The sequence below is a fragment of the Halomonas sp. PA16-9 genome, from assembly GCF_009728585.1.
GTDB classification, from domain to species: Bacteria; Pseudomonadota; Gammaproteobacteria; order Pseudomonadales; family Halomonadaceae; genus Vreelandella; species Vreelandella titanicae.
The window spans coordinates 1,680,932-1,705,615 of the sequence record NZ_CP040452.1; the positions used below are offsets into that span (position 1 = coordinate 1,680,932).

Annotated in this window: 13 protein-coding genes and 9 pseudogenes; 12 read left to right on the top strand and 10 right to left on the bottom strand. The window is 53.0% G+C overall.

Annotated features, from left to right (window positions below):
- Positions 1–2: 2 nt before the first annotated feature.
- Both FDY98_RS24130 and FDY98_RS24135 read left to right on the top strand, forming a co-directional pair.
- Positions 3–1,448, top strand: a complete 1,446-nt coding sequence (locus FDY98_RS24130) for an ATP-binding protein (RefSeq protein ID WP_022522398.1) — start codon at positions 3–5, stop codon at positions 1,446–1,448.
- 11 nt (positions 1,449–1,459) lie between these two features.
- A pseudogene (locus FDY98_RS24135) lies at positions 1,460–2,858 on the top strand (sigma-54-dependent transcriptional regulator).
- A gap of 157 nt (positions 2,859–3,015) precedes the next feature.
- Here the strand turns inward: FDY98_RS24135 and FDY98_RS24140 are convergent.
- A complete protein-coding gene (locus FDY98_RS24140) occupies positions 3,016–3,453 on the bottom strand; it encodes a hypothetical protein (protein WP_035538192.1) in 438 nt (145 codons plus the stop codon).
- A gap of 392 nt (positions 3,454–3,845) precedes the next feature.
- Between FDY98_RS24140 and FDY98_RS24145 the strand changes: the two are divergent.
- The 6 genes and pseudogenes from FDY98_RS24145 (at position 3,846) to FDY98_RS24170 (ending at position 10,674) form a co-directional block, all read left to right on the top strand.
- Positions 3,846–5,048: pseudogene (locus FDY98_RS24145) on the top strand (quaternary amine ABC transporter ATP-binding protein).
- A gap of 371 nt (positions 5,049–5,419) precedes the next feature.
- Positions 5,420–5,877 (top strand): annotated as a pseudogene (locus FDY98_RS29055) (ABC transporter permease).
- 167 nt (positions 5,878–6,044) lie between these two features.
- Positions 6,045–6,919 (top strand): annotated as a pseudogene (locus tag FDY98_RS24155) (glycine betaine ABC transporter substrate-binding protein).
- A gap of 155 nt (positions 6,920–7,074) precedes the next feature.
- Positions 7,075–7,497: a universal stress protein gene (locus FDY98_RS24160; RefSeq protein WP_027958618.1), complete on the top strand. Its 423-nt coding sequence runs from the start codon at positions 7,075–7,077 to the stop codon at positions 7,495–7,497.
- A gap of 40 nt (positions 7,498–7,537) precedes the next feature.
- Positions 7,538–9,174: pseudogene (locus FDY98_RS24165) on the top strand (BCCT family transporter).
- A gap of 142 nt (positions 9,175–9,316) precedes the next feature.
- A protein-coding gene (locus tag FDY98_RS24170; protein WP_223827930.1) for an IS3 family transposase occupies positions 9,317–10,674 on the top strand; the annotation gives its coding sequence in 2 pieces (ribosomal slippage) (positions 9,317–9,796 and positions 9,799–10,674; 1,356 coding nt in all).
- 76 nt (positions 10,675–10,750) lie between these two features.
- Here the strand turns inward: FDY98_RS24170 and FDY98_RS24175 are convergent.
- The 3 genes and pseudogenes from FDY98_RS24175 to FDY98_RS24185 all read right to left on the bottom strand — a co-directional run bounded on the left by FDY98_RS24175 (position 10,751) and on the right by FDY98_RS24185 (position 14,040).
- Positions 10,751–11,475, bottom strand: a pseudogene (locus FDY98_RS24175) (3'-5' exonuclease).
- Between the two features lies 1 nt (position 11,476).
- Positions 11,477–13,386: pseudogene (locus FDY98_RS24180) on the bottom strand (DUF294 nucleotidyltransferase-like domain-containing protein).
- 261 nt (positions 13,387–13,647) lie between these two features.
- Complete coding sequence (locus FDY98_RS24185; RefSeq protein ID WP_022522390.1) at positions 13,648–14,040, bottom strand: DUF4168 domain-containing protein; 393 nt, start codon at positions 14,038–14,040, stop codon at positions 13,648–13,650.
- A gap of 205 nt (positions 14,041–14,245) precedes the next feature.
- Between FDY98_RS24185 and FDY98_RS24190 the strand changes: the two genes are divergently transcribed.
- Together FDY98_RS24190 and FDY98_RS24195 are read left to right on the top strand one after the other, a co-directional pair.
- Complete coding sequence (locus FDY98_RS24190; RefSeq protein ID WP_035537861.1) at positions 14,246–15,124, top strand: DMT family transporter; 879 nt, start codon at positions 14,246–14,248, stop codon at positions 15,122–15,124.
- 95 nt (positions 15,125–15,219) lie between these two features.
- On the top strand, positions 15,220–15,420 hold the full coding sequence (locus tag FDY98_RS24195; protein WP_027958009.1) for an EAL domain-containing protein: 201 nt from the start codon (positions 15,220–15,222) through the stop codon (positions 15,418–15,420).
- A gap of 98 nt (positions 15,421–15,518) precedes the next feature.
- Here FDY98_RS24195 and mtgA read toward each other — a convergent pair whose 3' ends face one another.
- The 4 genes and pseudogenes from mtgA to FDY98_RS24215 all read right to left on the bottom strand — a co-directional run bounded on the left by mtgA (position 15,519) and on the right by FDY98_RS24215 (position 19,332).
- Positions 15,519–16,235 (bottom strand): monofunctional biosynthetic peptidoglycan transglycosylase, encoded by a 717-nt coding sequence (gene mtgA / locus FDY98_RS24200; RefSeq protein ID WP_009288686.1) that lies wholly within the window; start codon positions 16,233–16,235, stop codon positions 15,519–15,521.
- Positions 16,236–16,245: 10 nt separating this feature from the next.
- Positions 16,246–17,098: pseudogene (gene fghA / locus FDY98_RS24205) on the bottom strand (S-formylglutathione hydrolase).
- Between the two features lie 96 nt (positions 17,099–17,194).
- Complete coding sequence (locus tag FDY98_RS24210) at positions 17,195–18,304, bottom strand: S-(hydroxymethyl)glutathione dehydrogenase/class III alcohol dehydrogenase (RefSeq protein ID WP_027958011.1); 1,110 nt, start codon at positions 18,302–18,304, stop codon at positions 17,195–17,197.
- Positions 18,305–18,349: 45 nt separating this feature from the next.
- Positions 18,350–19,332: pseudogene (locus FDY98_RS24215) on the bottom strand (MBL fold metallo-hydrolase).
- A gap of 130 nt (positions 19,333–19,462) precedes the next feature.
- Here FDY98_RS24215 and FDY98_RS24220 point away from each other — a divergent pair.
- Positions 19,463–20,359 (top strand): LysR family transcriptional regulator, encoded by an 897-nt coding sequence (locus tag FDY98_RS24220; protein ID WP_027958013.1) that lies wholly within the window; start codon positions 19,463–19,465, stop codon positions 20,357–20,359.
- Here FDY98_RS24220 and FDY98_RS24225 read toward each other — a convergent pair.
- Entirely contained in the window at positions 20,356–21,723 is a 1,368-nt protein-coding gene (locus FDY98_RS24225) for an L-serine ammonia-lyase (RefSeq protein ID WP_027958014.1), read from the bottom strand. The two genes, FDY98_RS24220 and FDY98_RS24225, sit on opposite strands and share 4 nt — an antisense overlap.
- A 271-nt stretch (positions 21,724–21,994) precedes the next feature.
- Between FDY98_RS24225 and FDY98_RS24230 the strand changes: the two genes are divergently transcribed.
- On the top strand, positions 21,995–22,579 hold the full coding sequence (locus FDY98_RS24230) for a hypothetical protein (RefSeq protein WP_340146990.1): 585 nt from the start codon (positions 21,995–21,997) through the stop codon (positions 22,577–22,579).
- 140 nt (positions 22,580–22,719) lie between these two features.
- Here the strand turns inward: FDY98_RS24230 and rpoD are convergent, their stop codons facing one another.
- Positions 22,720–24,570: an RNA polymerase sigma factor RpoD gene (gene rpoD / locus FDY98_RS24235; RefSeq protein ID WP_027958016.1), complete on the bottom strand. Its 1,851-nt coding sequence runs from the start codon at positions 24,568–24,570 to the stop codon at positions 22,720–22,722.
- Positions 24,571–24,684 lie beyond the last annotated feature (114 nt).

Genomic DNA, 24,684 nt, shown 5'->3' on the forward strand with positions numbered 1-24,684 from the left:
CCATGCGACTACGCAATTTGATTATTTTGACTGTGATTGTGCCGCTGTTTGTCATCCTGGTGGTTTTTAGCTTAGTGGCAATCAAGTCGCTCGAAGATAACGTACGCTCAAAGCTACAAACGGAAGTTGAGATTATTACCCGGACGCTGAGCTCGTCGCTCAGCTACGCGGTTACGCCAGATAGCAACACGCCGCTTGAAGAAGCGCTACAGTCGGCGTTCTCCTTCCATCGAATTTACGGGGCCTATGTATTCGATACCCAAGGTCGCGATATTTACGGGCTGGGCCTAGGCAAAGATATTTTCAGCCGTGAAGAGATTCAACAAATCATTGAGCGCGATGACTTATATAGCAACTATCGCCAACACGATGGATGGAATTACTACTCTGCATTGACACCCTTGCGCTCACAAGATGGCACTGTATATGGGGTACTGCAGGTTAATCGGCTAAATACCGGTATTGAGAACTACACGGGTTTTATCAGTATTGTGGCCGTGTTGGTGTTTGTGATTGGCGCCGCCGGAATCGTGTTTAGTATTTGGTGGGGGTTTCGCCGCCATATCGAGCGCCCGCTTAACCGGCTGCTGCACGTAATGCAGTTGGTAGAAAAAGGTGACCGCAGCCAACGCGCCACCGAAGACGGCCCTATCGAATATCGCCACCTTGCCTCCGGTTTGAATGGCATGCTGGATGCGATGGCCGAAAAAGACCAAGAGATCGAAAATCGCCAACGGCGCGAAATTGAGCTTGAAAAGCGCCTGCGCAAATCGAAAAAGCTGGCTGAACTGGGCGTATTGGCAGCCGGCGTTGCCCATGAGATAGGTGCGCCGTTAACGGTGATCAATGGCCAGGCCCAGCGTTTGGCTCGCCGCGATGTGATTGGCGATGACGAACGCGCACGACTAGGGCGTATTCGTGGCGAAGTCGAGCGCATCGTTGAAATTGTGCGCCAGTTGATGGAATTAGGCCGCCAACATAACGTAGAGAAAGGCGAACTGGCGCTTGATCAGCTTATTATGAATGCCAGCGATTTGGTTGAAGACGAGCTGGAGCCACGCAATATTCGTTTAGACATTGAATTACCGTCGCCGACACCCAACTTACTCGCCAACGGCCAACAAATTGTGCAGGTGCTGACCAATTTGCTGCGCAATGCAGCGCAAGCCCCCGAAGTGAACAGAATTCGAGTGCGCGCCCAGCAGCAAGAGCACGAATTAATACTGTGGGTGGAAGATGATGGCCCAGGGATACCCAGTGCCCATCATCACAAAGTGTTCGACCCATTTTTCACCACCAAACCGGTCGGTCAAGGCAGCGGTTTGGGACTCTCTATGGTACATCGCATTATTAACGACCACGGCGGTACGATCGGCGTGTTTGACAGCGCCCTTGGCGGCGCTGGATTTGAAATCACACTACCTATTAGTGAAACCGCATCCGCGTGAGGACAACGTTTGTGACCCAACAGGATCCCCTTTTACCTTTGTTGGTGGTTGAAGATGACGCCGCTATACGTGAGTTATTAGAAGAAGAACTGCAGGATGCAGGCTACACGACGCTCGGCGTACCTAGCGCTGAAGAGGCGATCGCCTTACTAAGCCACACCACCGTCTCACTGGTAATTACCGACGTGCGACTGCCGGGTATGACCGGCATTCAGCTACTCCAGCAGCTCCGCCAAGCAGGCAGTGAGCTGGGCATTATTGTGATTACCGCTTTCGGTACCATCGATCAGGCGGTTGAGGCACTTAAGCTAGGGGCTGACGACTTTTTAACCAAGCCGTTAGACCTTGATGCCATCCGCGATGCCGTATTTCGTGTGCTGGAACGCCAACGCCTGGCGGTTTTCCACGACACGGATATCAGCCATTTCCACGGCATTGTGGGTAAAAGCCAGGTCATGCAGACACTGTTTCATGACGCCTCCCGCCTTGCCAAAAGCGATGCCCCCATTTTGATCTTAGGGGAAAGCGGTACCGGCAAAGAGTTACTCGCCCGCGCCATTCACCAGGAAAGCCCTCGCAATGACCAACCCTTTGTGCCGGTTAACTGTGCGAGCATTCCCGCAGATTTGATGGAGAGTGAGTTCTTTGGTCATGTAAAAGGCGCCTTTACCGGGCTAATGAGGCGCGCAAAGGGCTCTTTCAAAGCGCTCAGGGCGGCAGCCTGTTTTTAGATGAGATTGGTGAAATGCCCATCAATCTGCAGGCTAAACTACTGCGGGCCTTGCAGGAGAAAACCGTGCGCCCAGTGGGCGGCGAGCGCGAAGAGCCAGTAGATGTCCGCATCATCGCTGCAACTCACCGCAACCTGGAGAAGGAAATCGAGCAGGAGAATTTCCGCAGCGACTTGTTCTACCGTTTGGAAACGTTCTCGCTGCGCATTCCCCCGCTACGCGAGCGCGGTACCGATATTGAACACCTTGTTTTTGCCCTTATCGACAAGCACTCCGAGGCCCAGGGCAAGCAGATCGAGCAAATCGAGCCAGAAGCGCTCAACAACCTGCTCAACTATGCCTATCCCGGTAACGTTCGCGAACTGGAAAACGCCATCATGCGGGCAGTTACCCTGAGCGAAGATGGCTCGCTCAGCCATAAAGATCTGCCCGAACGGCTGCGCGAACAATCAACGGTGGAAAGCGGTACCCACTGGTGCCTACCGTCAGTGGCGAAGTGCTGGCAGGGAGCCAGGTGCCCTCGGCAACGCCAATCCGCTGGCCTAGCCTAGAAGAAGTTGAAAAGCGCTATATTAACAAGGTATTAGAAGCAACGGGTGGCAACAAACGACGCACCGCAGAAGTGCTGGGCATTGCTCGTCGGACGCTCTATCGCCGCCTGGAAGACAGTGAAGAGTAACTACCAGGATACTGATAAGGCGGGATGCGCTAGCTAGAAAGCAAACAAAAAAACCCCCGGGCGCGGGGCGGAAAGGATGGCAAATCGTGTGAGCAGCCGCAGGGAACAAACAGCTGAGGCGATTTACCATCGTAGGGAGCGGTACACTTGCTAAAGACTAGTTACTGGTCGAATTTTCATCCTCTTCCTCAGCGCCAGGCATAGGTTCGGTTCCTTCACCAAAGCCAGGCTCGTCGTCAGGGTTCATAGTGCCCTCTGCGGGCTCGTCCATGGTGTCATCCGGCATGGACTCTTCTGACATAGGATCTTCTGACATCGTTTCTTCAGATTGCGTCATGCTGTTTTCTGCTGCTGGCTCTTCACTTAAGCCTGGATCCTGCTCCATCGCTGACTCTTCACTCATACCCGGTTCCGGCTGAGTGGTGGCATCCTGCTCTAATGGTGAAGGCTCTTCAGCAGGTGGCGCTGTTTCTTCGTTATCACCGCAACCAGCTAACACAATTACACTTGCCGCTGTCGCCATCATGCACAGCGTTAACCAGCGTGGGCGATTGGAAATTTGCTTGCTCTCAATGTGGTCGTGTTGCTTATCCATAATACCCACCTCCATTACTTACGCTGCTTGTTTCTAAACATTTCACTGGAAAAATCGACAGTCAGCTTTCCGTACACGCATACAAGTTATTCACAACACTCTACTTAAACTACAATCACTTTACGTGCCAAAAACATAAAAACCAATATAAACAATTAATACAATGTCTTATAAAACATTAGCAATGCCATTATGTACTTATAGGCACCCGCGCGAGTGGGTAAAAAATGACACATGTAGCGTTAATTGCCCCGTTGAGCGAGCCGTTGTGACACACAGGCCCCACCTATGTATAATAATTTTTAATAAATTATCCGACTCAAGCTCTTATTTCTTTATGAATGGCGCAATAACGACACACGCCCATTCAGCTCAACAAAAAGGCATCGCCGATGGACGAGACACGACCCGTCAAAATTAAAGTGCGCGGATTAAGCAAAGTCTTTGGTAAGCACCCACAAAAAGCCATTGAGCTACGTGATCAAGGAATGAAGCGCCCCGAAATTCTGGAGAAATCCGGCCAGACGCTGGGGCTATCCAATATTTCGTTTGATGTCTATGAAGGCGAACTGCTGGTCATCATGGGTCTCTCGGGGTCAGGCAAATCGACCTTGATCCGTTGTCTTAACCGTCTAATTGAGACCACCGAAGGTGAGATCATTATCGACGGCGAAAACATCCCGACGCTAAAAGAGAAAGCGTTACTGGAGTGCCGCCGCCGTCACTTCTCTATGGTATTTCAAAATTTCGCGCTATTTCCCCACCGCACTGTGCAGCAAAATGCCGAGTTCGGTTTTGGAAATTCGCGGCGTAGAGAAAACAGAGCGCCATAAAATTGCCCATGATGCGCTTAAGCAAGTGGGCCTGGAGGGCTGGGAAGACGCCTACCCGAATCAACTTTCCGGCGGTATGCAGCAGCGCGTTGGCCTCGCCCGTGCTCTGGCAAACGATGCCACCGTACTGTTAATGGATGAAGCTTTCTCAGCACTTGACCCGCTAATTCGCAAAGACATGCAGCAAGAGCTTTTGCAGCTGCAATCCAAAATGCAAAAAACCACGGTCTTCATCACCCACGATCTGGATGAGGCGCTCAACATTGGCGACCGTATCGTGTTGCTGAAAGATGGCGAAGTGGTGCAGATCGGCACGCCGGAAGAGATTCTGACCAAGCCTGCGGATGACTACGTGCGTCGCTTTATCGAAGGCGTTGACCGGGCACGTATCTTGACCGCCGAGAGCGCCATGCGGCCACTGCGCTCCACAGCTCGGGAAAGCGATGGCCCACGCACGGCGCTACACCGCATGCGCGACCATGCTATCGACTCTATTTATGTGGTTGATCGCAACCGCCGCCTTATCGGCTACTCGAGGCCGATGCCGCCAGCCGGGCCATTGAAGAGGGTGCTGATTCGATTATTCCCTACTTAACCCAGGATTTCCGCAAAGTCCCCATGGATGAGCCACTGCATAACCTGTTTGCCATGTTTAGTGAAAAGAGTTTCCCTATCGCCGTTATTGATAAGCAAGAGCAACTGCTAGGCGTGGTGGTTAAAGGCGCAGTACTCGACGAACTGGCACGAGCAGGAGAGCAATAATGGATATCCCACGCATCCCGCTAGGTGATTGGATTGAAGGCGGCCTGACTTGGTTGACCAGCGAATACTCTTTGGTTACCCGCGGCATCTCTCGTTTCACTCAAACCGGTATCGATGTTTTAAATGACGGCTTGATGTGGTTACCCGAGTGGGCGCTGCTTGGCTTGATCGCCCTGCTCTGCTGGAAGCTGGCGGGCACTCGCCTAGCCATAGGCGCTGCTGCGGGCTTGGCACTGATCTGGAACCTGGGGCTCTGGAACCCGATGATTGAAACGCTCACGCTGGTAGTGTTCGCTACCATGGTGGCAGTTGTCATCGCGTTACCTGTGGGTATTGCCGCGGCGCTGTCTAACCGGCTTTACCGGGTCATTATGCCAATTCTCGACTTTATGCAGACCATGCCAGCGTTCGTCTATTTGATCCCAGCCATTCCATTTTTCGGTATTGGCTCGGTGTCGGCGATTTTTGCCACGGTGATCTTCTCGATGCCCCCGGCTATTCGTTTTACCACTCTGGGTATTCGTCAAGTACGGTGGAGCTGATTGAGGCCGCCGATGCCTACGGTGCCACCCGTGGCCAGAAGTTATTCAAAGTACAGCTACCGCTGTCATTGCCCACAGTAATGGCAGGTATCAACCAAACGATAATGCTCGCTCTCTCCATGGTAGTCATCGCAGCCATGATTGGTGCAGATGGTTTGGGCAGCGAAGTATGGCGCGCAATTCAACGCTTGCGCCCTGGCGACGGCTTTGAAGCAGGCATCGCGGTGGTCATCCTGGCCATGCTGCTTGACCGCCTGACGCAATCGCTTAGAAAAACCCGGCAATAGCGAAAACGCGCGATAGAGTAAAACAGCAGAAGCGGCTGCGTTGAGCCATTAGCTTGCTAAGTCGCTCTTTGCTTACCATGCTGTGTTTTGCAGCAACCGTGCTCGTTAAGCATCATGCACGTTAATAACCAGTACATTTATATTTTAATACACAAGGGAGAAAGTGAATGAAACATCGCACATTGAACCTCCGTATCCGTCTTGCTTCGCTGGCACTGCTAGCAGGTGCTGGTGTGACCGTCAGCAGCGCGGCGCAGGCTGAAGAAGAGAAAGGCATGGTTAACCTGGCCTACGTAGAGTGGTCTTCCGAAGTCGCTTCAACTAACGTGGTCGCTGCAGTACTTGAGCAAGCGGGCTATGACGTCGAGCTAACCTCACTCTCAGCGGCGGCTATGTTCCAGGCGCTCTCCACTGGCGATGCGGATGCCATCGTCGCTGCTTGGTTGCCAACCACTCACGCCGATTACATGGAACGCCTGGGCGATAGTATTGAAGACCTTGGCCCCAACCTGGACGGCACCAAGCTGGGCCTTGTGGTTCCAGAGTATACTGACGTCGACTCGATTGCAGACCTTAACGATAACGCCGACAGCTTTAACGGCGAGATCATCGGTATTGACCCTGGTGCAGGTTTAATGAGCCTCACCGAAGAGGTTGTGGATACCTATGACCTTGAGCTGAATCTGCGTAGTGGCAGCGGTGCCACCATGACGCGGCACTGTCGAGTGCAATTAATAACGAGGAAGATGTCGTTGTTACTGGCTGGACGCCCCACTGGATGTTTGCCCGCTTTGATCTCAAATATCTAGAAGACCCTGAAAACGTCTATGGCGGTGCAGAGCAGATTCACACCGCAGTTCGCCAAGGCCTGGAAGACGACATGCCAGGAGCCTATGCCATTCTCGACGCTTTCGAGTGGACGCCTGAGCAGATGGGCGAGGTCATGCTGATGAACCAGGAAGATGGCAGTGACCCCTATGAGAACGCGAAGCAGTGGGTTGAAGATAACCAAGATGTAGTAGCAGAATGGCTCGATAGCTAATGCCATTTTGATTAGGTAAGTTGTATTTGTTAGCAATGGTTGGGCTGGGGCTTTCGTAAGCCCCAGCCCAACTGCTTAAGTTTGTACAACCTATTGTTATGAGCACACTACTATAAGCAGTTTGATAGTGTGACAGGTCATTTCGGGAGCTTGGCATGTTTAATAACATTATGGTGCCGGTAGACCTTGCCCACCTTGAAGCACTTGAACCCGCGTTAAGCGTTGTAGCCGACCTTGCCAAACAATATGACGCCCATATCACCTATGTCAGCGTCACGGCCAATACACCCACAAGCGTCGCCCGCACTCCCCAGGAGTATGCGCAAAAGCTCGAGGCTTTTGCGCAAGAGCGACATAAGGTTCATGGCCAACCGGTAAGCAGCAAGGTATATAGCTCAACAGACCCTATGGCGAATATCGACACACTGCTTGAGAAAGCTATTGACGAAGTAGGGGCTGACTTAGTAATGATGGCAACTCATCTGCCGCGGCATTTGGATATTGTCATGCCTTCGCATGGTGGCAAAGTAGCAACCCACACAAACGCCTCTGTCTTCTTAATTCGTCTGGCTCAATAAAACCGCCTTTCGTTTTTAAAATAATTAAGGGAGTAAACTTATGGACAAAACACCGAAAAATGAGCCTGATGAGCCGGTCTCTGAGGGTATACCCGCCCCAGATGGCCCGGCTAACCTGATCGATACCGATTACGTTATCGGCCAAGACAACATCACCACGAATACTATGGGTCTCAATCTTGACCTGCACGGTAAGGTGTTCAGTATATCGGCCGTTATCGTGCTGCTATTTGTGGTGTTAACTCTGGCACTGCAAGAGACCGTCGCACCGATTTATCAAAACATTTTCGATTTCTTGACCGGAAATCTGTCTTGGTTCTTTATTCTAGCGGCGAAATATTCGTCATTTTGTGCATTGGTCTGATCTTCTCTCCTTTAGGTAAAATCCGCATTGGTGGCGCCGATGCCAAGCCTGATTTTACCTATATGGGTTGGTTTTCAATGCTATTTGCCGCAGGCATGGGCATTGGCTTGATGTTTTTCGGCGTTAACGAACCGCTGACGCACTTTGGCACTTCATTTGACGGTGGCAGCTGGGCGCCGCTTGCGGGTGCGGAAGGCAATGCTGCCGGTGCTGAAGCGTTAGCTATGGCCGCAACCATCTTCCACTGGGGCCTGCACCCCTGGGCAATTTACGCTGTAGTGGCGCTTTCACTGGCACTGTTTTCGTTCAATAAGGGCCTGCCGCTATCCATGCGTTCTGTGTTCTACCCCATTTTGGGTGAGCGCGTATGGGGCTGGCCAGGCCACGTGATTGATATTTTGGCAGTGTTTGCCACTTTATTTGGTTTGGCTACGTCCCTTGGTTTAGGGGCAACCCAAGCAGCAGCAGGACTCACTTACCTGTTTGGTGCGCCGGAAAGTGATATCACCATGATCCTGTTGATCATCGGTATTACGATGATCGCCATCGGCTCAATCGTGGCAGGCGTTGATAAGGGCGTACAGCTGCTCTCCAAAATCAATATTATTCTTGCGGCAATGCTACTTTTCTTTGTGATTGCTGTTGGCCCTACCCTGATGATTGCCACGGGCTTCTTTGAAAACCTTTGGAACTATGCGGTTCATCTACCTGCGTTATCGAATCCTTTTGGTCGTGAAGATGCCAACTTCAGCCAGGGCTGGACAGCCTTCTACTGGGCCTGGTGGATCTCCTGGTCTCCGTATGTCGGTATGTTTATTGCGCGGGTATCCCGCGGTCGTACAGTGCGTGAATTTCTGGTCTCGGTGATGCTGGTGCCGTCCACTGTATCAGTACTATGGATGACCACGTTTGGTGGCACAGCCATTGATCAGTACGTCAGCCAAGGCATTGAGGCCGTTCGCGATGCAGGCGTTGATCTGCAGCTATTCATAATGCTCGAGCAGCTGCCGTTATCACAAATCACCTCATTCGTGGCCATTGTGCTAGTCATCGTGTTCTTCGTGACGTCGTCTGACTCTGGCTCGTTGGTGATTGACTCCATCACCGCTGGCGGTAAGGTCGATGCACCGACGCCACAGCGCGTTTTCTGGGCGATCATCGAAGGCGCGATTGCCATTGCGCTACTGCTAGGCGGTGGCCTGACAGCGCTGCAAACCATGGCTGTTTCTACCGGTTTCCCGTTCACCATCATTCTGCTAGTGGCCTGCTATGCCATTATCAAGGGGTTGATGAGCGAACCTAAAGCCGTCTAGCGATGCTTTGAACCGACCATGGTTTTAAACCAATCATAAGTTTAAAGCTTGCTGGTACTGTTCAAATTTAGCTAGTAAACGGGCAACCCAATGAACTGCACCCCAAAAGTTGGACGCTCATCCAACGATTGGGGTGTTTTTCATGACGAAACATAATGAAGCGTTCAAGTTACTAGTAGTGCAACGCTACGCAGAAGGACAGCAGGGTTACAAGAGTCTGGCCAGACAGTACGGTCTTGGCCCTACAACCGTCAGGCGTTGGGTTAAACACTTTGAACAGCATGGTCTAAGTGGCTTGCAGAAAAAGTTCACCCACTACAGCGCTGAGTTCAAATTAGCGGTGTTGCAACAGATGAGGCAAGAGGAGCTATCAGCCTTACAAGCGACGACTCTGTTCGATATTCGAGGTGGTACGAGCGTCGTACGGCAGTGGGAAAGCCAGTATCATGAAGGAGGCTTCCAAGCGTTGGAGCCTAAAGCCCGAGGACGTCCGACGAAGATGCCTACAACAGAGCCCCCAAAGCCCCCACTTCCACTGACGGATAAGAGCTCGCTGGAGCAGCTGCTCCAAGAGAATGAGTACTTGCGTGCTGAGGTGGCCTACCTAAAAAAGTTGAGGGCCTTGCGTCAGGCAAAAGAACAAGCCGCGCAGAAAAAGCGCAGATAGTCCTTGAGCTGAAGCAAGGCCACCCTTTGGCGGTGCTGCTAAAAGTAGCAGAATTGTCGCGTAGTACGTTCTATTATCAGGCAAGGGCTCAGCAGTTGGAAGATCGGCATGCTGGTCTGAAGCGACGCATTCACGTCCTCTACGAGCATCACAAAGGCCGCTACGGTTATCGCCGAATCACAGCAGCGTTGCGTCAGTCGGGCGAGCAGGTCAACCATAAGACAGTCCAGCGCCTAATGCAGCATCTAGGCTTGAAGTCGCTGGTACGCCCGAAGAAATACCGCTCCTATCGTGGACAACAGGCCAGTGTTCCCAATCTTCTTGCCCGCCAGTTTCATGCTGAACGACCCAACCAAAAGTGGGTAACCGACGTCACGGAGTTTAATATCCGAGGCGAAAAGCTGTACTTGTCGCCTGTGATGGATCTCTACAACGGGGAAATCGTGTCCTACTCAATGCAGAAACAGCCGCAGTACTCGCTGGTAGGGGGGATGCTCAAGAAAGCCTTGGCTAAGTTGGCCGACCAAGACGCGCCTTTACTGCATTCTGATCAAGGCTGGCAATATCAGATGTCAGCTTACCGGCGTAAGCTCAGCGAGCATGGCGTGATTCAGAGCATGTCACGTAAAGGCAATTGCCTGGATAATGCCGCAATGGAGAGCTTCTTTGGTACGCTGAAGTCAGAATATTTTTACCTGAACCGCTTTGACACCATTGAGCAATTACAGGCGGGCATTCGGCACTATATCCATTACTACAATCACGAGCGGATTAAGACCAAATTAAAAGGCCTGAGTCCGGTGCAGTACCGAAATCAGGCCTTGGCTGCTTAGTTTTTCACTGTCCAAGTTTATGGGGTCAGTTCACCAATGGGTTGCCCGTTTTTGTTGGTATGTCGACAGCTAAGCATCAACACCAAATATCTTTCAATGGCGTTTCAGGTCGATAATGGGTGGCTATTTGCGCCTGCAATAGCTCTGCGGTGGCCAATGCATCCACCAGGGCATGATGTCCTTGATAAGGGGGCAAGCCATAGCGCTCACGACTCGCATGCATACGGATGGAAACCGGTGGGCGACCCAGCCAGCGGCGGAACCGCGCCCATAGGGTTTGGCGGTGCATCCGCGCTTCCAGCGACATGGTATCAATCATCGGAAACAGCACTCCTTCCCCACGTCGGGCTTTGACAGCTGCATTCAAAAAGGCCGTTCAATATTGCGAAAATGAACGACCACTAGGCGACCTGCTAGCTGGGCCAGCAGTTCGTCCAGTATCGCATCTAAGTCCGGCGCCTGGGCGATCTCTGAATGGGTAATGTGGTGGTAGGTAATTGAGGCTTCTGCTAGCGGCCGCGAAGGGTTCACTACCCAATAGCGCCGCTCAGCCAATTTGATACGATTTAACGTGAAGGGCACGAGGCCAATACTAACAATCGCATGGCGCCTCTCATCCAGCCCAGTGGTTTCCATATCCAGCGCCACCATGGGCACCTCAGAAATGGGCGTTTCAGGATCAGGCAACGGCGTACCAAAGAATTGCTGAAGGGCAGGATTTTTCGCTTGTTGCGCTCGTTGGGCCATATAGCCCTTCCAATCGGCCTGGACGATTTTTTGACGTGGGCGTATACCGCGCATCTTAGCGCCCCTGCCGTTGTGCAGGCATGGGATAGCGGAACTTGAGGAATTTTTGCGCGTTGCTAAGCACTTGGAAAGCGTCTTTCAGGGTGTGGCGTTCGCTGTCCGCCACGTTTTCGGGCTCGATATTGTTATCCGGCAGGCGATCCTCTTGTAGGTCAATCATTTGATGGCGAATCCGCGACATGCATAAAAACTCAAACGCATAACTTAGCTTGTCGCTCATGCCGGTCGCCAATAGTTGGGTCTTACTGATGTCATTCAAGCGCTGAAAGGAGTTCTGCGCTTTGGAACCGCAGGCCAAAGCGTGAATACGCACCAAATCCACCATCGGCGCAGTTCCCCGGCGCTTCAAGTTGATCGAGTTGTTGTGCTTACCATCTTGCTCCATCACAAAGGTACGGAAAAACCCCAGCGGTGGCGTACGGTTTAAGGCATTGCGCGCCATGGCGGCTAAAAACAGCGGTGATTTTGGCGCTGTCTCGGCAATCAAATCTTGCAGCGTTTCCACATAAAGGTCTTCGCCATAGCAACTATCCAGGTCAAAGAAAATCGAGCTGTGCAGCAGCCGTTCAGGCGTGGGATTGGCCATCCAATCCTGAAAATACCCCTTCCAAACGCTGAGCGGCTGACGCCACTGAACGTTGGTCGCCATAACGTCACCTTTGCAGTAGGTGTAACCGCAGGCATCTAAGCCATCGCTGACAATTTTTGCCAGGGCGTAAAAGTAGTCGTCATGCTCTTCGGGATTAAACTCGTCGGAGAGGATCAGCGCATTATCCTGGTCAGTGACGATGCTCTGCTCATTACGGGCCATTGAGCCATTCACCATAAAACAATAAGGCACCGGCGGGGGGCCAAGTTCTGCTTCAGCCATTTCCAGCAACCGTCGAGTAAAGCTGCGTCCGATCGTGGAAAGGGCGCTACCCACCATCTGCGAGTTAGCGCCCTCTTGCACCATACGCACAAACGCCGCGCTCACATCCGGCGCCAAGCGTGCCAGCCCTGGGCGCTGGACTGATTAAAAATATTGCTGACCAGATAGAGACCACTGTGGGTCTCGTAGCGAATAATGTCGGAGAGATGCACTACGCCCACAGGGCGCTGACGATAGAGCACAGGCAGGTGATGCACGTTACTGCGCAACATCGTCAGCATCGCTTCATAAACAGAGGCGTCAGACTGGATAGTAATTAGCCGCGAGGAAATCACTTCACCGACGGAGGTTTGTGGCGATAGCCCCTCGGCCACAATGCGGGTACGAAAATCACTATCGGTTAAAATACCGCACATCTGCCAAGTTTGGCCTTCGCTATCTTTAAAACTGTAGCGAGGGTTATCGCTCCCCTCTTTTATTACCAGCAGGGCGGAGGCTTGAGCCTCGCTCATTTGCTGCGCGGCGTGCTGAACGCTGGTAGACGTTTCCACCATTACTGGATAGCGGGTTAGCAGCTTGCGTATCCGCGTCACCATCATGTCGTTGGACTTCTTTTGCTGCTCGGCAGCGCTCTCAAGCCGCGGTCGCTCCAACTCGACAAAATCCGCAAAATGGTCATCCTCCTCGCACAATCGCAGGAAGACCGCCTTGGGAATAAAATAGATCAGGGTATCTTCGATCGCCTGGGCTGGGAAACGCACCTTATGGTTACGCAAGAGGCTGAAGTGACCGAAAATATCGCCTTCGCCCAGGCGGTTATACAGCTCGCCCTGACTACGATAAACCTCCACAGCGCCACTGCGGATATAGCAAAGATCATTGAGCATCTCGTTAAGCGTTAATATGCTGCTACCTGTTTTGAAGTAGCTCACTTCCACCTGCTCAGCAATGGCATCAAGGAGATCATCCGACAGCCCATCAAAAGGGGGAAACCGTCCCATATGTTGGCGTATTTCTAACAGTTCGACATCCATACGGACTCCTTGGTGTTGCCGGTCAATAGGCTGGATAATCAACGCATAATCTAAAGTGTGGCGGGAAGGCTAAGTTAGGTAAACCCCACTAAGGATAAAAAACTAACCGTAGGCCAATCGGCTCACAAAAAAAGCCCGGTGCAGTTATGCACCGGGCTTTGGTGGCCGAAACCATACTAATATTAACGTTGCTAAATAAAGGTTGCTATATTAGCCAGACCAAATTAGCAAAAACACATCAGCCACTTTTAGCAGTATGACTTATGACTGGTTAGCCATTTCCTGCACACGCTGCATCATTTCCGGATCTTGCTGAATGGATTGACCAATAGCGTTGAAGGTATCAACATCTAGGCCGCTGTCTTCGACCACTTCGATCATGCGGTCGTTAGCTTCGGTGCGCACTTCCTGTTGCGCTGATTCATCTTCCGCTTCCTGCAGACGCTGGGTATATTCCTGAGAAATAACCGCAATTTCTTGAGAAGCATCGGCAAACTGCTGGAGCTGGTCGTCAGAAAAATCCTGGGCAGGAGCTTGCTGGGTTGCCATTGGATCTTGTGCAGCGCCTTGTTGCTCTTCCTGGGCGTGGGCGGTGGCCGTCATCAAACCGGTCGCGAGCAGAGCAGCGGAGAACAGAGCAGTCATACGTTGCATAGAAGAAACCTCAATATTGCGTTGTGTATGTGCCCTCTGTGACGCGCCATGCTCAAGCAGGTTCAATCTTTTATGTAAAAGTTAGTAACAAAAAGAACCAAATGTATCTAAAAGACGAATTAAACACGCCACCTCGGAAATAATATGTCTATCATATTCAGCAAGTTACGTAAAAAACGACTTACCTTCAGCAGGACTTGCCGCCATGCCCGCACTTTTTGTTCTGCTTTGGAGCACTGGCTTTATTGGTGCAAAGTTCGGCCTGCCTTACGCAGAACCTTTTACGTTTCTGTTTATTCGCTTTGTACTCACGCTACTGCTACTGACTCCGCTGGTCGTTGTGATGCGGATACCTTGGCCCTCATCACCCAGGCTATGGACACATATCGCCATATCAGGCTTTCTAGTCCATGGTGCTTACTTAGGTGGCGTCTTCTATGGCATTTACCTGGGCATGCCCGCCGGTTTAGCGGCCTTACTGGTGGGGCTGCAGCCGCTTCTGACCGCCGCCTTCGCTGGCCCACTGCTGGGTGAGCAGCTCTCTTGGCGCCAATGGACAGGGCTAGCGCTGGGCCTGATAGGTATCAGTTTAGTCCTCGGCAGTAAGCTTGAGCTGGGTGAGTCGCTGTTTGACGGCTTCGGGATTAGTGCTCTGCTGTGTGTCACCGCCGCGTTAATGGGGATTTCGCTGGGTACGCTCTATCAGAAAAGATACTGCACCAGCATGCCGCTGCTTTCAGGGGCGGTGATTCAGTACTTAGCAGCGGGCGCTCTGCTGGGCGTTGGAGCCCTGCTTTTTGAGTCCCGCCAGGTGGAATGGAGCAGCACCTTTGTGCTGACCATGGGCTGGTTGGTGTTGATTCTCTCAATTGCAGCTATTCTGTTACTCATGGCCTTGATTAAAAAGGGGGAAGCCTCGCGTGTAGCGAGTCTTTTTTATCTTGTGCCGCCAGTCACGGCGCTTCAGGCGTGGTGGCTCTTTGACGAACGCCTTCCCTTGTTAGGGCTTGTGGGTATGTTGGTGGCCATCACTGGGGTAGTGATGGTGATACGGAAACCCGGCCCTAAGGCGAGTAGGCGATGACCCGATTTTTATAATGGTCGATAATTTTATTCCAGGGCTTGGCTAAACATGTCAGCACAACACCACTGTGCCAGGGTGAACGGACACTGTAACCGTTGCAATTCTCCGGTACCTTTTGCATTCACGATGGTGTTTCAACCGATCATCAATTGGGGGGCGATAACGACAAGTGCTACCAAGCCATACTGCATAGCCTGGTGGCACTAGCAAAAACCTTGGGCACTCAGCTAATTGCTGAAGGTGTTGAAACCCGTGAGGAATCACGCGGCCTGCTGCCCTTGGGTCTTCCCATGTAGCAGGACTATTACTTCTCCTATCCCAATCTGGAAGCACTCGCGGAAATTGACGACGCTAAATACGAATAGCGTGGCTAAAAATAGCTATATAAAAATAGCTATAGATGTTGCAAATAATCAGCCCCACCTAAGTTACGCATCTGCTGGCGAATCCACTGACTTCGCCGCTCAACCTGGGCATCGGGGCGTGCGGCGCTGCGCGTCAGCGGGCTGGGTAAGATAGCCGCGAGAAGACTTGCCTGGCGCTCAGTTAACGAAGCTGAAGAGACGCCAAAATAGTGCTGAGCAGCGGCTTCTAGGCCAAACACACCGCGATCCCACTCGGCGACATTGAGATAGACCTCTAAAATACGCTGCTTGCTCCAGAGTATCTCGATCAGTAGCGTAAACCACGCTTCTAGCCCCTTCCGCGTCCAGCTGCGACCTGTCCACAGAAAAACGTTTTTAGCCGTTTGTTGGCTCAAGGTACTGGCACCGCGCAGTCGTCCGCCGTCCCGACTAGCCTGCAATGCGCGGCGCAGTTCGACCAGATCAAACCCGCCGTGGTGTGGAAAGCGCTGATCCTCCGCGGCAATCACTGCCAGCTTAGCGTTCACCGAGAGCGAGTCCCAGCCTCGCCACTCGCGCTGTATACGAATCGGATCGCTGTGGATCCAGCTCTGAATTTTGCGCTCGACCATCACCATCGACCCCGGTGGTGGAACGACTCGAAACAGCAAGACCAGCGCGACCGACAACAGTACAAACGCTAAAACGCCGCGCCATACAATCCGCCATAGCAGACGCATAAAACGGCGCAGCAAGCGATTGAGCATCCCGTTATCCTTAACGCTTCATGAGGTGATCTGCATGATAGCGCAGATGATCCTCAATGAACGAGGCAATGAAGAAGTAACTGTGATCGTAGCCCGGCTGGCGGCGCAGCGTTAACGGATGATCATGCTCTTCGCAAACGGCTTCTAAACGCTCTGGCTTAAGCTGCTCCTCCAGGAATTGATCCGCTTCGCCCTGGTCGATAAACAGGCGCTGGCGTGATGCGCCGTTGGCCACCAGCTCACAGGCATCGTACTGACGCCAGGGACTGATCGTCCCCCAAGTAGGCGTTAAACGCCTGCTGCCCCCAAGGGCAGTTCATCGGGTTGACCACTGGAGAGAAGGCCGACACAGAGCGGAAACGACCTGGATGACGCAGCGCCAGGATCAATGCTCCGTGCCCACCCATCGAGTGTCCGCTAATAGATTCGCGCCCATTGACCGGGAAGTGCTGACGCACCACGGAAGGCAGCTCCTCAATCACATAGTCATACATGCGATAGTGGGGCTTCCAGGGTGACTCGGTAGCATTGACGTAAAACCCAGCCCCAGAGCCTAAATCATAGCTTTCATGCTCGCCGGGCAAGTCGGTGCCCCGTGGGCTGGTATCAGGGCAAACAATCGCCACGCCCAGCTCAGCGGCAATACGGTGAGCGCCCGCTTTCTGCATGAAATTTTCGTCATTACAGGTCAGCCCCGAGAGCCACCACAGCAGCGGTACGCGCTCGTTTTCCGCCTGGGGTGGCAAGTAAACGGCGAAGATCATGTCGCAGTCCAGCGCACGGGAATAGTGGCGGTAGCGCTTATGCCAGCCCCCGAAACTACGGTTGGCAGACACCAGTTCTAGAGTTTCACTCATGCTCATGGGCAGGTTCCTTTAAATACAGCAAACGCGGCAGGTCTACCCTACCGCGTTTTAGCGTTTCAAACGTGCTTTCTATACTACTTAATAATGCTAGGCCTAGTAATGCAGCACGGTACGAATGCTCTTACCCGCATGCAGTAATTCAAACGCTTCGTTGATCTTTTCGAATGGCATATCGTGGGTAATGAAATCGTCGATATTGATTTCGCCGTTCATATAACGATCAACGTAGCCCGGCAGCTCGCTGCGTCCTTTTACGCCACCAAAGGCGGAGCCTTTCCAGACCCGCCCGGTGACCAACTGGAATGGCCGTGTGGAGATCTCTTCACCGGCTCCAGCGACACCAATGATGATCGATTCACCCCAGCCTTTGTGGCAGCACTCCAGCGCTGAGCGCATCACATTGACGTTGCCGATACACTCAAAGGAGTAGTCAACGCCGCCATCGGTCAAATCGACAATGACCTGCTGGATTGGATCTGAATACTCTTTGGGGTTCACAAAATCAGTGGCGCCAAACTGCTTGGCCAGCTCAAATTTATCAGCGTTGACGTCGATAGCAATAATACGCCCCGCCTTGGCCATGACCGCGCCTTGGATGACGGCCAAACCGATAGCCCCGAGACCAAACACTGCCACCGTGGCGCCCGGCTCTACTTTAGCGGTATTGAGCACCGCACCGATGCCGGTGGTCACGCCGCAGCCCAGTAGGCAGATTTTATCCATGGGTGCTTCTTTAGAAACCACCGCCAGGGAGACTTCAGGCAACACGGTGTACTCGCTGAACGTGGAGGTGCCCATATAGTGATGAAGCATTTTGCCCTCGAGTGAAAAACGCGAGGTACCGTCAGGCATGACCCCTTTACCTTGGGTAGCACGCACGCTGCCACACAGGTTGGTTTTGCCCGACAAACAGAATTTACACTTTCCACACTCAGCGGTGTAAAGCGGAATAACATGGTCGCCTGGCTTAAGGCTGGTAACGCCCTCGCCGACTTCCTGTACAACGCCAGCACCTTCATGGCCCAACACGGCAGGGAAGTTACCTTCGGGATCAGCACCGGAGAGCGTGTAAGCATCGGTATGGCAAACGCTTGTCGCGGCCATTTTAACCAGCACTTCCCCCGCCTTCGGGCCTTCAACATCGATCTCAACCAGTTCAAGCGGCTTACCCGCTTCCAGTGCAACAGCTGCGCGTGATTTCATATTGACTCCTAAATGTTCATTACTTCAACAACAGACACTAAGCCGTTACTCGTCAACTGCCACTGGGCCAAATTCAATCGGCAGCCAGCGATAGCCTCTTCATCTTTTACGATATGACCAATGCCGGGAAATGGCATGTGGGCACCGGCGACCCAGTGCTTATCTTCAACCGCGCTTTCGAGCACTTCTTCTCGAGTGCGAATGGCTTGCTCGGGGTCTGAGTCAAACTCGATAGCGACAGTGGGATCAGCAAATTGAACGCCGTAGCTGTGTACTACGTCCCCCCATACCAGCATGGCGTCATCATCGCTATTGAGCATAAAGCTTGAGTGTCCGGCGGTGTGGCCATGTGTATCTTGGGCAACAATGCCCATCAGAACTTCATCACCAGCCGTGAAGGGGTTGAAACGATCAGCTTCCTGATAAGGCGCTACCGCGTCTTGAGCCATGGTAAAGAAGGGTTGATTGGCTTCAGGCGCCGCAGCCGCACGCTCCTCATCCAGCCAAAAATCGGCATCCGCTTGGCTGGCACGCAGTTCAGCATTGGGATAAACCGCTTCGCCCTCCTCATTGGCCAAACCACACACGTGGTCAGGATGCAGATGAGTCATCAACACCGTGTCGACATCCTCCGGCGAGTAGCCAGAAGCGCGTAGGTTACTCTCCACCTGACCTAATGAGGGGCCAAAGCAAGCAGCCGAGCCGGCATCGACCAGCACAAGGTTCTCGCCAGTGTGAATAAGAAAGGCATTGACCGCAGTTTGCATGCCACTCTCTGCATCGATAAATAGCGCATCCAAGTGGCGGAGAATCTCTTCTTGCTCCATGCCTTTTAGCAAGGAGGTATCAATAGCCGTATGGCCATCGTATAGCGCGGTTACCTCATACTCCCCAACCATCATGCGAAACCAACCTGGCGCCTGCTCCTGCTGCTGGGCGGGCAGCTCTGCCTGGGCACTGACTGCCCAGCCAGCGCTCACGGCCACTGCTAGCGCACCGCGAGACCACTGAGATAAAGATATAGACATAAGCAAAAGACTCCAGTCATAGGCTAGCGATGCTAGCAGTGTAGGCCAGCTAGGCGTTCTTGATAAACCGGGATACACTCATAAAATTATTGCCACACAGCAACAATCGCTATCAACCCAGGGAGTTAGCATGCAGCACTGGAGCCGTATCGAAGCCTTTGTTGAGGTGGTGCGTTTAGGCACGTTCTCTGCTGCGGCCCGCCACCTGAAGGTATCGACCTCGCATATCAGCCGTTTGGTCAGCCAGCTCGAAAACCAGCTGGGCGTGCAGTTGCTCTATCGTACCACCCGCCAGATCCGCTTAACCGATGCGGGCACTATCTACGTGGAACACTGCCGCCATCTATTTGATGGGCTACGCGATGCCGAGCAGGCGCTTAGCGAACTTCAGGCTACCCCCAATGGGCTGCTTAAACTTACCTCGGCCACCACCTTTGGCGAGCGTTTTATCGCACCGCTGGTTAATGACTTTCAGTGTTTGCATCCGCAGCTGGACGTTCATATGCACTTCACTAACCGACCAGTAGAACTCATTGAAGAGGGCTACGATATTGCCATTCGGATGGGCGTATTAAAGGATTCAAGCCTGATCGCCAGACGCCTATGTGACCGCCGTGAGTATATCGTCGGCTCACAGAGCTACTTCCGCCAGGCGCCGCGCCCCCACACCTTGGCGGAACTTAGTCAGCACCGCTGCCTGATTGGCTCACGGCCCAACTGGCTGTTTGAAGTCAACGGCCAACGTCGTGAAGTGCGTGTCGAGGGGTGCTGGTCGGGCAATTCCGGGCCAGCGCTGCTAGACGCGGCGCGCAAGGGGCTGGGGCTTGCGCAACTACCGGACTACTACGTTGCCCCCTACTTGGCCAGCGGCGAGCTAGTGGCCGTGCTTGAGCCCTTTCAGCATCACGATACCGCCGTTTGGGCGGTTTACCCCCGCCACCGCCACCTGTCACCCAAAATCCGCCAACTGGTCGACTACCTGGTCGCTAATATAGACACCCTGCTACCCAGCAATCCGCTTGCCTAGCACTCGATAGCATTGACCGCGAGCCCGCCCTTGGAGGTCTCTTTGTATTTGTCCTGCATATCGCGGCCGGTATCACGCATGGTTCGGATCACCTTATCCAGCGATATAAAGTGTTCGCCGTCGCCATGCAGCGCCATACGCGCCGCATTAATAGCTTTGACGGAGGCAATCGCATTGCGCTCGATACAAGGCACTTGAACGAGCCCGCCTACCGGGTCACAGGTCAACCCGAGGTTATGTTCCAAGCCGATCTCAGCTGCATTTTCCACTTGCCCCGGCGTGCCGCCCAGCACTTCGGCAAGCCCAGCGGCCGCCATAGCACAAGCGGAGCCCACTTCACCCTGGCAGCCCACTTCGGCACCGGAAATGGAGGCGTTCTTTTTGCATAAAATGCCTACGGCCCCGGCGGTAAGCAGAAAATCCACCACATCAGCTTCGCTAGCGTCGGGTTCAAACTTCAAGTAGTACGCTAATACGGCGGGCACGATGCCTGCTGCGCCGTTGGTCGGCGCAGTGACCATCCGCCGCCCGGCGGCGTTCTCTTCATTTACTGCCAACGCAAACACGTTAACCCAATCCATTACGGTAAAACTCGACACGATCAGACGCTGATTTTCCGGTGGATGAAGCAACTGCTGGTGGAGCAGTTGCGCACGGCGGCGCACATTTAATCCACCGGGCAAATGGCCTGTCGCACGCAGGCCATTCTCAATGCTATCGCTCATAGCGTGCCAGATGGTCAGCAGCTCTTCACGAATGGTCGATTCGCTACGCCAGGCTTTCTCGTTTTCTAGCATAAGCTGGCTAATACGCAGTTGATGCTGCCGGCATAGTGCGAGTAGTTCGGCTGCCGTATTGAAGGGGTAAGTCAGTTCAGTAGCATCTTCACCGACCTCGCCTTGATCTGCCTTCGCTTGATCGACATAAAAACCGCCGCCGAGGGAGTAAAACGTATTGGTCGCCACTAGCGCGTCATCACAATAGGCGCTCAGCACCATGGCATTGGGATGGAACGGCAAACAGGCCTCATCCCATTCGACATCGTTATGAGCGTCAAAAGCGATCTGTTGGCCATTGGCCAACAACAGCGGCTCGCCTTCGGCAAGTTGTTTTAACCGCGACGTAATCGTGTCTGGATCGATACTTTCTGGTGCTTCGCCCATCAGCCCCATGATGACGGCTTGATCGGTACCGTGGCCCACCCCGGTGGCGGCAAGTGACCCATGAAGCCTTACCACCAGCCGGGTAACGCGGGTATCGCCAAGCGCCAAGGCAAAATCTCGCGACGCGCGCATCGGGCCCACAGTATGGGAACTCGATGGCCCGATGCCAATTCGGAAAAGATCAAACACACTAATAGCCATGTCTATTACGCCTCACAACACTGTTATTACCTGCCTATGGGACACTTTGCAGCGCCGATGACCAAACGTCGAGTGATTAACCGCAATATCGACGTGCCAACACATAACTGTGACGATATAATGAACATTCAACCCTGCATGTTTTTATATGCACATGTCATTGCAAAATTGTGTAGTAGCTACGCTGCTTACCCACAAAGGATGTTGGTATGTCTTCCCCCCTGCCTGGCCTATCGGATTTCGAACCATCTTAGTACGTGCGGTGCTGTACGTGCTGTTTATCGGCGCGATTACCCAAGGTGCCTATTTAGAAGCGCTCTATTTACCCTCAGTTCGGTTTTCTGAGCTGGGCTTTACCGAGTTTACCCAGACCCTGGTGCTGGCCACCTGCTGTGCAATGCTGATTTACATTCGTCATGTACTTAAAGTGTGGCCCACCGTTACACTGCTACTGCTGGCATTTGTGGCCGCCTCCTTGGTACGCGAACAGGATCACTTTTTAGATAACTATGTGGCTGAGAACACCTGGAAGGTACTCGTTGCACTGATTATTCTCCCATCGCTTTTTTGGGTGGTGAAGCAGCGCCAACGCTTTCTTGCGGAGTTCACTCATTACAGCAACACCTTCGCCTTTGGTTTGTTTACGGCAGGCGTGCTGACCACTTATATATTCTCGCGCCTGTATGGGCGGCAAGAGTTCTGGCAAGCCATTCTTGAAGACAGCTATTCAGGAACCTTTAAGAGTGTTGCTGAAGAAGTCGTCGAACTACTCGGTTATAGCCTGATTCTGATCGCCACCCTGGAATTGCTACTACTGGCTCGCCGCATTTATAAAGCCCGGCAGATACCCAATTAAGCGCGGCACACATCGTCTTCAACAATAGTCCCCATAAAAAAGCCCGCCGTTCAGAGAACGCGCGGCTTTTTGGTCTTAGCGGCGACTACTTTCTATTCACCACTTACGACTTTCTATTTACCACTCACAACTTACGACATTCACTCGTCGAGGAACGAACGCAGCGGCTCAGAGCGGCTGGGGTGACGCAGCTTACGCAGCGCTTTGGCTTCAATCTGACGAATTCGCTCACGGGTTACGTCAAACTGTTTGCCCACCTCTTCCAGCGTATGGTCGGTGTTCATATCGATACCGAAACGCATGCGTAGTACCTTCGCTTCGCGGGCGGTCAAGCCGCCTAACACGTTGCGCGTTGCTTCGATAAGACCTTCACCGGTAGCCATATCAATGGGCAGCAGCATGGTACCGTCTTCGATAAAGTCACCCAGGTGTGAATCATCATCGTCACCAATCGGCGTCTCCATGGAGATCGGCTCTTTGGCGATTTTGAGCACTTTGCGTACTTTATCTTCCGGCATTTCCAAACGCTCGCCGAGTTCTTCCGGCGTTGGCTCACGGCCCATTTCCTGCAACATCTGGCGCGAGACGCGATTGAGCTTGTTGATCGTCTCAATCATATGCACCGGAATACGGATGGTGCGCGCCTGGTCGGCAATCGAGCGGGTAATTGCCTGACGAATCCACCAGGTGGCGTAAGTCGAGAACTTATAACCACGGCGGTATTCGAACTTATCGACCGCTTTCATCAAGCCGATGTTGCCTTCCTGGATGAGATCCAAGAACTGCAAACCACGGTTGGTGTACTTCTTGGCGATCGAAATCACCAAGCGCAGGTTAGCCTCAACCATCTCTTTCTTGGCACGGCGAGCTTTCGCCTCACCAATCGAGAGCTTGCGATTCACCTCTTTAAGGTCGGCAACCGAGAGCTGCACCATATCCTCTTCGAAGGCGATCTTGCGCTGAGCACGAGCAATATCGGCGCGCAACGGCTCAAGGCGGTCTGCGTACTTGCTCTGCGCTGCCTGGAATTCATCCAGCCATGTTTTGCTCGACTCATTACCAGGAAACGACTTGATAAACGTCTTACGCGGCACCTTGGCTTTTTTCACGCACAGCTGCATGACCGCTTTCTCTTGGGCACGCACCTGCTCAACACTGATACGCACTTGACCGACCAAGCGCTCGAAGTGCTTAGGCACCAGCTTGATAGGCGAGAAAAGCACCGCCAAGCGGGCTTGCTCGGCCTTTAACTCAGCACTGCCGCGGCCATGCTTGGCAAACGCCTCTTCCACCAAGGCGTTCTGCTCGCGAATCTGCTCGAAACGTGCACGCGCCTCTTCGGGATCTGGGCCGCCCTCGCTGGCCGTAGAATCCTCGTCCTCATCGTCGCCGTCGCTCTCAACGTCGTCGTCAATCTCGGCTTCAGGCTCCGGTTCGGGCACCTCTGCTTCGGCAACGCCGGGGATACCCTCATCGGGATCGATGAAACCAGAAAACAGATCCGAAAGACGCCCCGGCGCTTCTTCATCCTGGGTAGCATCATAGGCGTCCAAAATAGACGCGACGGCACCCGGCAAATAGGCCAGAGACGACATCACTTCACGGGTACCCTCTTCGATCCGTTTGGCGATTTCGATTTCGCCTTCACGGGTCAAAAGTTCAACCGTGCCCATTTCACGCATATACATGCGTACGGGGTCAGTGGTGCGGCCTACATCGCTTTCCACGGCGGCAAGGGCCGCTACGGCCTCTTCCGCAGCGGACTCGTCCGTGGATTGATCCGACATCATCAAAGTGTCTTCATCTGGCGCTTCTTCAGCGACACTTATACCCATGTCGTTGATCATGCCAATGATGTCTTCCACTTGATCCGGGTCGGCGATATCCTCAGGTAGATGGTCGTTGACCTCGGCATAGGTCAGGTAACCCTGTTCCTTGCCTCGAGCGATCAACTCCTTCAGACGCGACTGCTGCTGCGCATTTCCAGCCATAGAAACCCTATCTCGACGAAGAAGAATGAAACACCTGGAGCGCTGAATCGATTAAACTCAACAAGCCGTACAGTATAGCGTAAAAAGCAAGAAATTTTCCAGCTCGACGTATTT

Coding starts and splice junctions, on each gene's coding strand:
- FDY98_RS24130 (WP_022522398.1), top strand. CDS start 3: ATGCGACTACGCAATTTGATTATTTTGACTGTGATTGTGCCGCTGTTT.
- FDY98_RS24140 (WP_035538192.1), bottom strand. CDS start 3,453: ATGGATAAGCAACACGACCACATTGAGAGCAAGCAAATTTCCAATCGC.
- FDY98_RS24160 (WP_027958618.1), top strand. CDS start 7,075: ATGTTTAATAACATTATGGTGCCGGTAGACCTTGCCCACCTTGAAGCA.
- FDY98_RS24185 (WP_022522390.1), bottom strand. CDS start 14,040: ATGCAACGTATGACTGCTCTGTTCTCCGCTGCTCTGCTCGCGACCGGT.
- FDY98_RS24190 (WP_035537861.1), top strand. CDS start 14,246: ATGCCCGCACTTTTTGTTCTGCTTTGGAGCACTGGCTTTATTGGTGCA.
- mtgA (WP_009288686.1), bottom strand. CDS start 16,235: ATGCTCAATCGCTTGCTGCGCCGTTTTATGCGTCTGCTATGGCGGATT.
- FDY98_RS24210 (WP_027958011.1), bottom strand. CDS start 18,304: ATGAAATCACGCGCAGCTGTTGCACTGGAAGCGGGTAAGCCGCTTGAA.
- FDY98_RS24220 (WP_027958013.1), top strand. CDS start 19,463: ATGCAGCACTGGAGCCGTATCGAAGCCTTTGTTGAGGTGGTGCGTTTA.
- FDY98_RS24225 (WP_027958014.1), bottom strand. CDS start 21,723: ATGGCTATTAGTGTGTTTGATCTTTTCCGAATTGGCATCGGGCCATCG.
- rpoD (WP_027958016.1), bottom strand. CDS start 24,570: ATGGCTGGAAATGCGCAGCAGCAGTCGCGTCTGAAGGAGTTGATCGCT.